The 12918-nt window shown below is 73.4% G+C and carries 11 protein-coding genes; 3 read left to right on the top strand and 8 right to left on the bottom strand.

Features of this window, described 5'->3' with window-relative positions; genetic code table 11:
* Nucleotides 1-17: 17 nt before the first annotated feature.
* The 5 genes from IEY98_RS05815 to IEY98_RS05795 form a co-directional block, all read right to left on the bottom strand.
* Complete coding sequence (locus IEY98_RS05815) at nucleotides 18-1151, bottom strand: radical SAM protein (protein ID WP_229786616.1); 1134 nt, start codon at nucleotides 1149-1151, stop codon at nucleotides 18-20.
* A 27-nt stretch (nucleotides 1152-1178) separates the two neighbouring features.
* Entirely contained in the window at nucleotides 1179-2564 is a 1386-nt protein-coding gene (locus IEY98_RS05810; RefSeq protein ID WP_189209203.1) for a GH1 family beta-glucosidase, read from the bottom strand.
* Nucleotides 2565-2874: 310 nt separating this feature from the next.
* Nucleotides 2875-4053 carry an MFS transporter gene (locus tag IEY98_RS05805; protein WP_189209202.1) on the bottom strand — a complete coding sequence of 393 codons (1179 nt, stop codon included), beginning with the start codon at nucleotides 4051-4053 and terminating at the stop codon, nucleotides 2875-2877.
* A gap of 58 nt (nucleotides 4054-4111) precedes the next feature.
* Nucleotides 4112-4693 (bottom strand): DUF4232 domain-containing protein, encoded by a 582-nt coding sequence (locus IEY98_RS05800; RefSeq protein WP_229786614.1) that lies wholly within the window; start codon nucleotides 4691-4693, stop codon nucleotides 4112-4114.
* Between the two features lie 199 nt (nucleotides 4694-4892).
* Entirely contained in the window at nucleotides 4893-7154 is a 2262-nt protein-coding gene (locus tag IEY98_RS05795; RefSeq protein WP_189209200.1) for a (Fe-S)-binding protein, read from the bottom strand.
* 170 nt (nucleotides 7155-7324) lie between these two features.
* On the opposite strand from IEY98_RS05795, the gene IEY98_RS05790 reads away from it, so the two are divergent.
* The 3 genes from IEY98_RS05790 (at nucleotide 7325) to IEY98_RS05780 (ending at nucleotide 9535) form a co-directional block, all read left to right on the top strand.
* The gene (locus IEY98_RS05790) at nucleotides 7325-7891 is read left to right on the top strand and encodes a TetR/AcrR family transcriptional regulator (RefSeq protein WP_189209199.1); all 567 of its coding nucleotides are present in this window, start codon (nucleotides 7325-7327) and stop codon (nucleotides 7889-7891) included.
* Nucleotides 7892-8138: 247 nt separating this feature from the next.
* On the top strand, nucleotides 8139-8951 hold the full coding sequence (locus IEY98_RS05785; protein WP_189209198.1) for a DUF4097 family beta strand repeat-containing protein: 813 nt from the start codon (nucleotides 8139-8141) through the stop codon (nucleotides 8949-8951).
* The gene (locus tag IEY98_RS05780) at nucleotides 8948-9535 is read left to right on the top strand and encodes a TetR/AcrR family transcriptional regulator (protein ID WP_189209197.1); all 588 of its coding nucleotides are present in this window, start codon (nucleotides 8948-8950) and stop codon (nucleotides 9533-9535) included. The genes IEY98_RS05785 and IEY98_RS05780 overlap by 4 nt, the downstream gene beginning before the upstream one ends.
* 64 nt (nucleotides 9536-9599) lie before the next feature.
* Here the strand turns inward: IEY98_RS05780 and IEY98_RS05775 are convergent, their stop codons facing one another.
* From IEY98_RS05775 to IEY98_RS05765, 3 genes are all read right to left on the bottom strand, one after another.
* A complete protein-coding gene (locus tag IEY98_RS05775; RefSeq protein WP_189209196.1) occupies nucleotides 9600-9953 on the bottom strand; it encodes a hypothetical protein in 354 nt (117 codons plus the stop codon).
* A gap of 95 nt (nucleotides 9954-10048) precedes the next feature.
* On the bottom strand, nucleotides 10049-12637 hold the full coding sequence (locus IEY98_RS05770; RefSeq protein ID WP_189209195.1) for a CHAT domain-containing protein: 2589 nt from the start codon (nucleotides 12635-12637) through the stop codon (nucleotides 10049-10051).
* A gap of 33 nt (nucleotides 12638-12670) precedes the next feature.
* Complete coding sequence (locus tag IEY98_RS05765; RefSeq protein ID WP_189209194.1) at nucleotides 12671-12880, bottom strand: hypothetical protein; 210 nt, start codon at nucleotides 12878-12880, stop codon at nucleotides 12671-12673.
* Between the last annotated feature and the right edge of the window lie 38 nt (nucleotides 12881-12918).

Raw genomic sequence — 12918 nt, 5'->3', positions numbered from 1 at the left:
GCTCCCGCCTGAGTGGCCTAGATGAAGGGGTCGAAGTCGTCCACGACCCCGGCGTCGCCGAGGTCGGCGACGGCGAGGTTCGTGGGGTGCCGGGCGCAGACGAACCGGCAGTCCGCGCTGGGGTCGATCACCGTGGTGTCGGCCGCCGCCCACATCCGGTCGAACGGCTGGTCGGCGAGGTCGCCGATCCGGCCGCGCTCGTTGCCCCGGTGGTACGGGCAGACGTACACGCCGTTCGGGGTGATCGTCGTGCGCAGCTCGGCGGTCGCGCAGGTCCGGTATCCCTTGGGCTGCACCGGGTCGTCGCCAGCGCGGACGGCGGCCCAGTTGGAGGAGCCGAGCAGGCGGAAGGTGTCGTCCTCCAGGTCGCGCAGCTTCTCCAGCTGCCGCTCGACCAGCTCGATGTCCTCGGCGCGCTGGTTGACCGTGAAGTGGTCGGCGTCCAGCATCGCCTTCATCTCGAAGTAGTCGCAGCCGATGTCCTTGGCCAGCGCGCCCGCCTCGTACACCTCGTCGTAGTTGGTGTCGGTGACGCTGCCGTCCTCAGCGAAGCGCTGCATCAGCAGGAACGAGTACCCCAGCCTGCCCGCCTTGCGCTCGGCGAGCCTGCGCATGTTGTCGATCACCAGCGGGAACACGCTGGTCCTTCGCCTGCTCGGGCGGAACCGGTCGTACGTCGGCGCGGTCGCGGCGTCGAGGGAGACCCGCACCCAGGACACCATCCCGGCGATCTCGTCGAGGTAGCGGCCGATCAGCGTGCCGTTGGTGACGAGCCCGAGCTGGACGCCGCCGTCGTGCAGGGTCCGGATCACGGCGCCGATCGCGCGGTGCATCAGCGGCTCGCCGCCGCCGATGAGGATCACCGCCCTGACCCCGGCCGCGACGAGCTCGCCAGCCAGCGCGGTGATCCGGTCGCCCCGGAACTGCCCGGTGTGCAGCACGCCGGAGCTGATGCACTCCGGGCAGGCCAGGTCGCACAGGGTCGTGGGGTCGAGGTCGACCACCAGCGGCGCGGCCAGCCGCCCGCCGTCCGCGACCACGCGCACGGACGGGTGGATGGACCGCTGGTAGAGCTTGCCCACCAAGTCGAGGCTCTTGTCGACGTGCGCCGTGCCGATGCGGCGCGGGGCGGGTAACGGGACGGGTGCCAACTGCCTGGTCCTTCCGGTTCCGCCGGGTCAGGCCCGCACGCCGTTCGCGCGGATCACCTCGGCGTAGAAGTCGGCGCTGGCCTTGCGGGTCCGGCGCTGGGTCTCGTAGTCGACGTGGACGATCCCGAAGCGCATGCCGTAGCCCTCGGCCCACTCGAAGTTGTCCATCAGCGACCAGAGGAAGTAGCCGCGCACGTCGACCCCGCGCTGCAGCGCGGTGTGCACGGCGGCGAAGTGGTCGCGGAGGAAGGCGACCCGGTCGTCGTCCTGGACGAAGCCGTTCTCGTCGGCCTTGTCGTCGTAGGCCGCGCCGTTCTCGGTGATGTAGATCGGCAGCCCGGGGTACTCCTTGCCGATCCGCTCCAGGGTGCGCAGCAGCCCGTCCGGCGCGACGTCCCACCCGATGTGCGTGGTGCGCTCGTTGTAGCGGTGGAACCGCACGTCCTCCGCGCCCGGCCACGACGTGGGCTCGCCGTCGGCCGTGCCCGCGCTGACCTGGTAGACGCTGTAGTAGTTGACGCCGACGAAGTCGATCGGCTCGCCGATGATCTCCTCGTCGCCGGGCCGGATGTGCTCGGTGCCGCACACCGCCGCGAAGTGCGCGCGGACGTCGTCGGGGTAGCCGCCCTTCATCACCGGCTCCAGGAACAGCCGGTTCTGCAGCAGGTCGATGCGGGCAGCGGCGTCGGCGTCGGCGGGCGAGTCCGTCAGCGGGTCGACGGGGTAGAAGTTGGGCGCCAGGCCGACCTGGGCGGGGTGCGGGCCGGTCTTGAGCCGCTGGTTGGCCAGGCCGTGCGCGAGCAGCAGGTGGTGCGCGGCGCGCAGCGACGCGGGCGGGTCCTGCACGCCGGGGGCGTGGATCCCGCTGCTGTAGCCCAGGAACGCCGCGCACCAGGGCTCGTTGACCGTCACCCAGGTCTGCACGAGGTCGCCGAGGGCCTGCTTGGCGAGCTCGGCGTATTCGGCGAAGCGGTAGGCGGTGTTGCGGTTGAGCCAGCCGCCCTCTTCCTCGAGGGCCTGCGGCAGGTCCCAGTGGTAGAGCGTGGCGACGGGCTCGATCCCGTTCTCGTGCAGGCATTCCAGGAGCCTGCGGTAGAAGGAGACCGCCTCGGGGTTGGCCGGGCCCCGGCCGTCGGGCTGGAACCTGGCCCAGGACAACGAGAAGCGGTAGGCGCGCAGGCCGAGGTCGGCCATCAGCGCGACGTCCTCCGGGAAGCGCTTGTAGTGCTCGACGGCGATGTCGCCGGTCTCCCCGCCCGCGACCTTGCCCGGGGTGCGGGCGAAGGTGTCCCAGATGGAGGGCTTGCGTCCGCCCTCGGCGACGGCGCCTTCGATCTGGTAGGCCGAGGTGGCCGCGCCCCAGCGGAAGTCGGCCGGGAAGCCGAGCAGGTCGGCGCCATCGTGGTCGGTCATGGGAAGTTCGCACCTTTCGCCCGGACGGGAGGCGCTTCTGGGAGCGCTCTCACAGATCTTGACAGGGAATGTCAGCGACCGTCAATGGCTCAACCACCATAAGGACGCGAAGTTGCCTGGTGACCCGCTCGCGTTCACCCGAACGCAGTGCTGAGCTGCCATCCAACTTGGGAGCGCTCCCAGTACGTTGTGACATGCTGTTCCGGTTTCGCTGGGTTTCGTCCGACCATTGGCGCCGCGCCGGACGCCGGTGTGGCGAGGAACACCCCCGTCCGATCGCCGCTGTCCGCTCGGCCGATCGGACCCGCCGTCACGCCCGGGCGGGAACCGGACGGCCGAGGACCTCGCCGCGCACGGGCGTCGCCGCGGCGGCCGCGATCGGCATGGCGGCGGCGAGGGCCAACGCCCACGGCCAGGGCAGGGCGGTGACGACGACGGCGAACACCGGCACGACCGCCAGCCCGACCACGCCCTGCCCGGTGTTCTGCACGCCGATCGCCCGGCCCGCCCAGGAGGGCCCGGCCAGCTCGGCGGACGCGGTGAAGCCGAGCCCGTTGTCCATCACGGACACGACGAGCGTCGCCGTGAGCCCGACCAGCGCCAGCCAGCCCGCGACGGCGTCGCCGAGCGCCCAGACGAGCAGCGACAGCGCGGCGAGCGCCGCGATCGCGCGCATCGGGCGCATCCGGCTGCCCGCCCGGTCCGACCAGATCCCCGCCACGATCCGCGCCCCGGCCCCGATGATGTTGACCACCGCGATCACCGCCCCCGCGGCGACCGGGTCCCACCCCTGCTCGGATTCCAGGTACTGCAAGGCGAACGTGCTCGCGATGAACTGCGGCCCCACGAGCAGCGCGCTGGCGGCGTGCACCCGCCACAGCCGCGCCTGCCGGTAGGGCGAGCCGGTCGCGCCGACCTCGCGCGTCCCGCTCCTGGGCGGGTTCCGCAGCAGCGCGGCGACCGCGATGCCCGCGAGCAGGCACAGCGCCGAGGGGACGACGAGCGCGACCCGGTATCCGCCCGCGCCCGCCGCCAGCGGCAGCGACACCGCCGCGATGCCGACGCCGATGGGCGTGCACGTCTGCCGGATCCCCATCGCCAGCCCGCGCTCGCGGACGTCGAACCACCCGAGCACAGCCCGCCCGCTGGCCGCGCTGATCGACGCGCTGAACAGCCCGGCGACGGCCAGCGCCACACCCAGCCCGACGAGCCCGGGGACGACCGCGGCCGCGAACCCGGCCGCCGCGCTGCCGAGCATCCCGACGGTCATCACCACGCGCTCCCCGAACCGGTCGGCGAGCGCGCCCCACAGGATCATGGTCAGCAGCATCCCCAGCATCGGCGCGGCGACGAGCAGGCTGGCGCCGGGCAGGGAGATCCGCTCCTCGGCCTGGATCATCGGCAGCAGGAACGGCGGCCCGTAGACGAGCGCGCTCATGGCTGCCTGCGCGGCGACCGCGACACCGAGGATCACCCACCGCTGCGTCATGAAACTTACGCTAGCTAAGCGATCCCGGATTACGGAATGTGATTCCCGTTAGTTGAGATCAGGAGCGGTCGGCCCAGGCGTTCACCGCGAGCCTGCCCGTGGTGCCGAGGTCGATCCCGCCGTCCGGGGCGAGGAGCTGGGCGGGCTCCCCCTCGGCCGGGGCGACCTCCAGGAAGTGGCCCTGGGTGGCGGGAGCGGTCGAGTCGACCGTGTTGCGCCAGAGCACCCGCGCCGTCACGTGGTCGCCGGGCCGCAGGGTCACCGGCTCCGGCGGGACGTCGTAGGCGTCCGGCGCGCTCACCGGGGCCGAGCCGGTGCCGACGGTGACGTCGAGCGGCCGGTGGTCCGCGTCCAGCACCCGGACCACCGGATAGCCGTTGACGGTGAAGTCGTCGGTCCCGCAGTTGGTCAGCAGGATGCCGAGCGCCCGCAGCCCCATGGCGCTCTCGACCTCGCCCGCGGTGATCTCGACCCCCGACTCGGGACACGCGGCGACCGCGCTGGTCGGCGCGGGTGGCGGCGGCGGAGGGGGCGGGACCGGCGCGGGACTCGCGCAGGCGGCGAGCGCCGCGCTCCCGCCGAGCAGGGCGGCGAGCCGCCGGACCGTCCGTCGGGGAGGCAGGGTGGCCGCTGGGTTCACCGGACCGAGCATTCCACGCGCCCCGCCCTGAGGGCGAACCCGCGAGGTGTGACCGCAAGACCGACTCCACGGCCGACCGCGAGGTCCTGACGCGCGAGGCCCCACAGTTGACCCCGGCGCTTAAGCGCTCCTCGCCCACTGGATGAAACAGCCCAGGCCCGCCGGGTTGCGGCGGACCTGGGCTGGGGACTGGGTCGGGCTAGGCGCTCGTGCTGGGCGACTTGTCCTCGTCCGGCAGCGGGGTGCCGGTGGGCTTCTCGTCGGTCGGGGTGTCGGCGGGTTCCGGGAGGCCGCGCTTCACCGCGCTCAGCAGGAGCTGGGCGACGTCCACGACCTCGACGTGCTCGCCCGCGAGGCCGTCGGCCTGCCGGGCGGTCACGCCGTCGGTCAGCATGACGCGGCAGAACGGGCAGCCGGTGGCGATCTTCGACGGCGCGGTGCCCAGCGCCTCGTCGACGCGCTCGACGTTGATGCGCTTGCCGATGCGCTCCTCCATCCACATGCGGGCGCCACCGGCGCCGCAGCACATGGAGCGGTCGGCGTGCCTGGGCATCTCGCGCAGGTTCGCGCCCGCCGCCCCGACCAGCTCGCGCGGGGCCTCGTACACCTTGTTGTGGCGTCCGAGGTAGCACGGGTCGTGGTAGGTGATGTCCTCGGCGACGGGGGCCACCGGGACCAGGCGGCGCTCGCGGACCAGGCGGTTCAGCAGCTGCGTGTGGTGCACGACCTCGTACTGCCCGCCCAGCGACGGGTACTCGTTGGCCAGCGTGTTGAAGCAGTGGGCGCAGGTGGCCACGATCTTGCGCTTGCCGGGCGCGCGGCCCTCGAACACCGTGTTGATGACCTCGACGTTCTGCTGCGCCAGCATCTGGAACAGGAACTCGTTGCCCGCGCGGCGGGCCGGGTCGCCGGTGCAGGTCTCCTCGGGTCCGAGGACCACATAGGACACCCCGGCCACGTGCAGCAGCTCGGCGACGGCGCGGGTGGTCTTCTTGGCGCGGTCCTCGAACGCGCCTGCGCAGCCGACCCAGAACAGGTACTCGACGTCCTCGGCCAGCTCGCCGTCGAACACCGGGACCTCGAAGTCGAGGTCGTCGGTCCACGCCAGGCGGTCCTTGGCGTTCTGGCCCCAGGGGTTGCCCTTGTTCTCCAGGTTCTTGAACATGCCGCCCAGCTCGGACGGGAAGTTCGACTCGATCAGCACCTGGTAGCGGCGCATGTCGACGATGTGGTCGACGTGCTCGATGTCCACCGGGCACTGCTCGACGCACGCGCCGCAGGTGGTGCAGGACCACAGGACCTCGGGGTCGATGACGCCGTTCTCGTCCACCCCGCCGATCAGCGGCCGCTCCGCCTCGGCGATGGCCAGCACGTCGATGCCCGCGTACGGGTTGTCGCCGGTCAGGCCGACCTCGTCACCGGCCATGTCCTTCTTGCCGCCCGCCAGCAGGTACGGCGCCTTGGCGTAGGCGTGGTCGCGCAGCTGGGTGATGACCAGCTTCGGCGACAGCGGCTTGCCGGTGTTCCACGCCGGGCACTGCGACTGGCAGCGGCCGCACTCGGTGCACGTGGTGAAGTCCAGCCAGCCCTTCCAGGAGAAGTCCTCGACCTTGCCTGCGCCGAAGACGTCCTTCTCCGGGTCGGCCTCCTCGAAGTCCAGCGGCTTGCCGCCGGAGGTCATCGGCTTGAGCGCGCCGAGCGCGACGCCGCCGTCGGCCTCGCGCTTGAAGTAGATGTTGAAGAAGGCGCTGAACCGGTGCCAGGCCACGCCCATCGTCATGTACTTGGCGACGACGTAGACCCACACCATCGCGCCCATGAGCTTGATGAAGGCCAGCACCGACACCAGGTCGGGGCTGGCGGGCAGGATCTGGCCGAGCGGGTTGGACACGAACGCCGCCCAGGTCGGCAGCTCGTGCGCGCCCATCGCGGCCTTGGCCGCGCGCACGCCGAGGATGCCGATGCCCTCGAAGATCACCACGAACTCGACGAAGTACGCCTGCCAGAAGTTCGAGCCCTGGAACCGCGACTGCCGGTCCGCCCGGCGCGGGTGGTTGCGCTGGCGGATGACCACCAGCGCGAGACCGCCGATGATCGTGCCCACGCCGAGCAGCTCCATCAGCAGGTGCCACAGGTTCCAGTGGTCGAGGATCGGCCAGCCCCAGGTGGGGACGAAGACCTCGCCGTAGGCCTCGAACAGGGCCGCGGACCCGACGAGGAAGCCCCACATGACCAGCCAGTGCGCCCAGCCGACGTGCCGGAACTTGTTCATCCGCGTGTGCGCGGCGAACTCCTTGATCAGCGTCCGCATCCGCGGCACGAAGGGGCCGTTGCGGGTCGCGTCGGGCTGGCCGAGCCGCACCACGGCGACCATCCGCGCGACGGTGCGCACGAACATGCTCCAGGCCACGAGGCTGACCGCGACCGCGATCAGCCCGAGGGTCAACTGCACCGCGCCCATGGTGGTGACGACCTTCCGTTCGGGTGGGTCCTTCTTACTCGTCAGTAACCGGGTTAGAGAAGCCTAAGACGGCCAAGTGTGGCGCACACCTCCAGGGTATTGGGACGATTGTTCAGCTAAATTGCGCGTATGGCGAACCAATCTTGCTCGCCCCGGCCACACTTCGCCCGGTGACCAGGCCCCGCGCCGACGGCCGCCGGGTCCGCGGCGAGCGCCGCAGGGCCGAGCTGATCGACGCCGCCCTGCGGGTGATCGAGCGCGACGGCGTCTCCGGGGTCACCCACCGCAGCGTCGCCGCCGAGGCGGGCGTGCCCACGACCTCGACGACCTACCACTTCGCCAGCCTCGACGACCTGCTCGTGGCCACCCTCACCTCGTCGGCGGAGAACATGGCCGCCGACATCCGCGACTCGATCGAGTCGAGCCGGATCAAGGGCGCGAGCCCGGCGGCCGCGGTCGCGCACATGCTCGCCGAGGCCGTCGGCCCGCGCCGGGGCCGCACGATGGCCGAGTACGAGCTGTACCTGCTGGCCGCCCGCCGCCCCGCGCTGCGCCCGGCCGCGCGGCGGTGGCTCGACGTGCTCACCAGCCTCGCCCGCAATCCCGACGAGGTCGGCTTCCGCGCGTTCCTCTCCGGCGTCGACGGCCTGCTCCTGCAGGGCCTGATCGACGACGAGCCGCCGACCGCGGCCGAGCTGCTGCCCGTCGTGGAGGCCCTGCTCGCGCCCCTGCGCTGACACCGGCATACGGCGAAAGTCGGGTGCGATGTGCGACTTCGGGCTGACGTGCGATCGGGACCGCGGTCCGTAGCCTCCGGATGGCGGTAGGGGGAACCTCCGGGTCAGGTCGGGGGCGTCCCTGATGTCCGGGGGCCGTCGGCGGCCATAGCGTTCTGCGTGTTCGGTCCGGTTGCGCCACCCGCTCGGGTGGGGCGATGGACTCCGGGGGCGCCGTCGGCGCCTCCGGCGGGGCAGAGGGGGAGCGATGAGGGTGCTGGCGGGGATCACCGCGGCGGGGCTGGCGGCGACGCTGGCCACCGGGTGCGGGCTGGCCACCCGGGAGTTCAGCGAGAGCGCCGACCTCGGGCCGGGCGTCACCACGGTGCGCCTGGCCCAGGACGCGGGGGACGTGACCATCCGGGTCGGCGCGACGTCGTCGGTGCGCCGCACGGTGCACTACCTCGACGAGAAGCCCGGTGCGACGCACCGGGTCGAGGGCGACGCGCTGATCCTGGAGGGCTGCGGGCAGAACAACTGCTGGATCGACTACGAGGTGGTCGTTCCGCAGGGGTACCGGCTCGCGGGGGACGTCGCGTCGGGGGACGTGACGGTCGAGGAGGCGGAGTCGGTCGACCTGCGGTCGTCGTCGGGGGACGTGACCGTGCGGGGGGTGTCCGGAGCGGCCTCGGTCGAGGCCAACTCCGGTCGGGTCGACCTGTCCGACGTGGGGGAGAACGCCTCGGTCCTGGTCCAGTCGGGGGACGTGGACCTGCGCGGCGTCGCGGGGGACGCCAGCGTCCGATCGTCGTCGGGGACGGTGACGGTGACCGGGGTGGGGGGAGCGGTGGACGTCGAGGCCACGTCGGGGGACGTGGCCATCGGCGTCGCCGAGCCCGTCGACGTCCGCGCCCACGCCACCAGCGGCCGGGTGGACGTGACGGTGCCGAGGGGGCGGTACCGGGTGAGCGTGGAGGTCGGCAGCGGGGACATCGACTGCGACGTCCAGCACGACGCGGCGGCGACGACCGCCATCGATCTGTCCACCAGCAGTGGCGACGTCACGGTGAGGTACGCATGACCACCAAAGAGCGCGCGGACGCCGCGCGGAACCGCCGACGCATCCTGACCGCGGCCCGCCTCCTGGTGGAGCGCCACGGCGCGGACGCGGTGACCATGGACGACGTCGCCACCGCGGCGGGCGTCGGCAAGGGCACCCTCTTCCGCCGCTTCGGCGACAAGGCGGGCCTGGCGAGATCCCTGCTGGCCGAGGCGGAGCGCAACCTCTACCTGCGGGTCACGACGGGCGAGGCCCCGCTGGGCCCGGGCGCCCCCGCCACCGAGCGCCTGGTCGCGTTCTTCGACGCGTACCTGGCGTTCCTGACGGCGAACCTGGACCTGATGCGGATCGCCGAGACGGCGAAGCCGGGCGCCCGCTACCGTGCCGAGCCGTACCGCTACTGGCACCACCACGTCGCCCGCCTCCTGGTCGAGGCCCGGGCGCCCGCCGACCCGAGGGCACTGGCCCACACCCTGATGGCCGCCGTCGCCGCCGACCTCCACCGCTCGGTCAGCCGCGAGTCCGCCCCCGGCGCCATGCGCAACGCGGTGCTCCACCTGGTCGGCAAGAGCACCGGCTCCGCCGCGATCCCGGCGCCGAGGTAGGTCCAGCCCGGTCACTCGGGGCGTCCTGACTGGGCGGTGGGCCCGGCCGGTTGCCCGGTGCGGGTCAGCCGGGGATGGTGTCGAGGGGCAGGGCCAGTTGCGCCTCGGGCGACTCCGGGCCGGACCGGCCGCGGTGGCCGTTGAGGCAGAGGCCGCAGTCGACGCGGTCGGTGGTCGGTGTGTAGACGCGCCACCACGGCCTGCCGACGGCGAAGTAGCCCGTGTGGCAGTCCGGCGCGGGGATCTCCACGCCGCGCTCGTCGGGCAGGAAGGACACCCGGTGGACGGTGCGGTTGCGGCCGATGCGCAGCGCGCGGCCGCGGAACTGGCCCGCCGCCCACTGCTCGCCGGGCACGCCCGCGGGCGGTGGGGAGTCGGCCTCCGGGGCGGTCTCGCCGAACAGCGGAACAGTCACCACGCCGCCTTCCCTCGCCGGACGTCCGTCACCCCATCGTGGCAGGTACCCCCGACGAACCGGGGTCAACGCGCCTGTGACACCGAACCCGCGCCCGGTCAGTCGCCGGAGCCCACGCAGACGAACGGCCTGCGCAGCGGGTCGACGGCGACGGACTCGGCGAGGGCGAGGGCGGGGGCCGCGCCCCCGGTCAGCGCCCGGTGGTAGTCGGCCATCGCGGCGGCGGCCGAGCGGTCGCCCACCCGGCTCGACGCGGCGATGACCGTGCGCGCGCCGCCCGCCAGCAGGGCGCCCGCGAAGCCGAGCGGCTCGTCGCCGGGGCGGACGCGGTTGAGCGCCAGCTCGCAGGCCGCGAGGACGACGTGGTCGGGCGTGCGCTGGAGCCTGCCCAGCTCGTGGGCGAACAGCGCGCCGTCGACCAGTTCCAGCCGGGAGAACAGGGCGTTCTCCGGCTCGTGCTCGCCGTGGGCGGCGATGTGGGCGAGCGCGGCGCCGTCGAGCATCGACAGGACGCGGTCGACGGTCGCCTCGTCCTCGTCGAGCACCTTCGCGTTCCGGTGCAGCACCGCGAGCCGGTCGATCTCGCCCGGCGCCGCGGTCAGCTCGGGACCGCGCACCAGCAGCACGCCGCTGCCCTTGTCCGGCCTGCAGGCCGAGAGCCACGCGGTGGCCGACGGCGCGACGGTGGTCGGACGGCCCGCGCAGGTCGGCAGCACGCCCCACGGCACCACGTGCAGCACGCCCGTGGGCACCACCACCAGGTCGCGGTCGCCGATCAGCCCGCGCAGCGGGCGCAGCAGCGCGTCGTCCAGCCTGACCGCCTCGCGGCGCGCGGACGCGGTGACGACCGCGGCGAGCGGGGCGGGCAGCTGGTCGGGGGCCAGCGCGTTGAGGTCGGCGTGCAGCCTGCGCGCGGACTCGGTGGCCTCGGCCAGCCCGCCGATGCGGACCATCCGCACCCGCCCGCCCGCCAGGACCACGGCCACCAGCGCCCCGTCGGACGCGGCGAAGTCGACCAGGGCGCGGTCGCCGAGGCGGGCCAGCACCTCGTCGGCGGTGGCGACCGGGCGCGGCGTGCCCCACGGCCCCGCCGACCACTCCAGCTGCATCGCCGCCTGCCTGCCCGCGGCGCAGCGGGCGGCCAGGTCGGCGGTCGGCAGGCCGTCGAGGCGGGCGCGCAGCAGCGCCCGGTTCAGCACGCGCAGCTCGGCGATCCGCTCGGCGAACTCGCCGTCCATTGTGGATTCGACCGGGTCGTACCGGTAGAGCTGGGCCCTGGTGCGCTCCAGCCAGGTGAACAGCCGCCGGGCGTTCGCGGGCGAGTCCGCGCCGCTGAGCACCTGCCGGATCGCCAGCTCGCCGAGTTCGCGGCCGTGCGCGGAGGTGCCGGAGAGCAGGTCGAGCCCGCCGAAGCGGTCCCGGATGCGCCCCAGCTCGGCCAGGCCGGTCCTGGCCTGGGCGAGCGCGGCCCGCTGGTCGCCCTGCGCCAGGGCGAGTTCGGCGCGGGTCAGCCGCAGCAGCATCTGGTGGTCGATCGGGCCGAGCCGCCGCCGCGACGGCACCGCGCGCAGCGCCGCGACGGCGTCGCCGGTCTCGCCGCGGCGCACGTGCAGCAGCGCGGCCAGCGTCTGCGCGAACGCGGCGTGGCCGTCGAGGCGGAGCGCGCCCAGCTCGGCCGCCAGCGCCGCCACCTGCCGCACCAGGCCCGCCGGTGGGCGGCCGGGGCGCTGCGCCCGCGCGCGCAGGGTCACCAGCGCCGCGATCGCCGCCCAGCCCGGGCTGCCCCGGCGGACCAGCCTGCGCCGCGCGGCCCCGGCGAGCCGCTGCGCGAGGGCGAGGTCGCCTTCGTGCAGCGCGGCGATGGCCCGGTACAGCTCGGCCTCGGCGATGTCCTGGCCCGCGCGCTGGGCGCGCAGCCCCGGCAGCACCGAGTCGAGCTGCCTGCCCGCCTCCTCGGCCAGGCCCGCGCTGATCAGCGCCTCGGCCTGATCGATGCGCAGCCGCCCGAGCAGGCTCGGCTCGACGTCGGCGAAGATCCTGGCCGCCACCGCGTACCTGCGCAGCGCCCCGGTGATGTCCCCCGCGCGCTGCAGCGCGTTACCGAGCGCGTGCGTGGCGATGGCGGTGCGCATAGGCATCCCGAAGCGGCTCGCCAGCGCGGCGGCGCGGTCGAGGTCGCGCGCCGCCTCGTCGAAGCGGTGGATCTCGCCGTAGGCGTTGCCCCGGTTGGACAGCGTGACGACGAGCGAGTTGACCACCGCCGGATCGCCGGGGGACGCGGCGAAGCGGCGCTCGTGGTAGGCCACGTCGAGGTCGACGAAGGCGATGCCCTCCTCGATGCGGCCCACCCGGAACAGCAGCACCCCCTGGACGCCGTTGACCAGGCTCTCCAGCTCCTCGCGCAACGGGCCCGGCGGAAGTCCGCCGAGCCCGTCGCGAGCGGTGTTCAGTTGGCGCAGCCCTTCGTCGAGACCGCGGGTCTCGGCCACGCAGAAGGACAGCGTGATCAGCAGGCGGATCCGCACTTCCCGGGCGTCGACCCGGTCCGGCCCCGCGCCCGCGAGGGCGTCCAGGCCCGCGCGCAACAGCCTGACCGCCTCCGGATAGCGGTTGGCCGAGGCCGCGGCCTTGCCCCTGCGGTGCAGATCGCGCGCGACGCCGACCGGGTCGTCGGGTGGCTGTGGCACGCGACCATCAGAGCACAGCGCGGACCGGGCGTCCTACTTCTGCTCGGCGCCGCCGGTCGGCTCCGGGTCGGGCGAGTGCGGCTGGTAAGGACCCCCGGTGGGCACGCGTTCCGGCGAATGCGGTTGGTAGGGCCCGCCGTTGGTCGAGGGATCGTCGCCCTCGAGGATCTTGTCCTCGATGTCGTCGATCTCCTTGACCAGGTCCGGGTCGGTGCCCGTGGTGCGCTCGGTTCCAGCTGACATGGTTTCCTCCCCTGTGACAGCGCCTGGGTTGGCGGTGC

This window comes from Actinokineospora fastidiosa (genome assembly GCF_014648415.1).
In the GTDB taxonomy this organism is placed as follows: Bacteria; Actinomycetota; Actinomycetes; order Mycobacteriales; family Pseudonocardiaceae; genus Actinokineospora; species Actinokineospora fastidiosa.
Note: the sequence above shows the minus strand (reverse complement) of the source record. Positions and strands in the feature narration are given on the sequence as shown.

What these genes read in the sequence shown, in the direction of transcription:
- IEY98_RS05810 (WP_189209203.1), bottom strand. Translation starts at nt 2,564, where the DNA reads ATGACCGACCACGATGGCGCCGACCTGCTCGGCTTCCCGGCCGACTTC.
- IEY98_RS05805 (WP_189209202.1), bottom strand. Translation starts at nt 4,053, where the DNA reads ATGACGCAGCGGTGGGTGATCCTCGGTGTCGCGGTCGCCGCGCAGGCA.
- IEY98_RS05795 (WP_189209200.1), bottom strand. Translation starts at nt 7,154, where the DNA reads ATGGGCGCGGTGCAGTTGACCCTCGGGCTGATCGCGGTCGCGGTCAGC.
- IEY98_RS05785 (WP_189209198.1), top strand. Translation starts at nt 8,139, where the DNA reads ATGAGGGTGCTGGCGGGGATCACCGCGGCGGGGCTGGCGGCGACGCTG.
- IEY98_RS05780 (WP_189209197.1), top strand. Translation starts at nt 8,948, where the DNA reads ATGACCACCAAAGAGCGCGCGGACGCCGCGCGGAACCGCCGACGCATC.
- IEY98_RS05765 (WP_189209194.1), bottom strand. Translation starts at nt 12,880, where the DNA reads ATGTCAGCTGGAACCGAGCGCACCACGGGCACCGACCCGGACCTGGTC.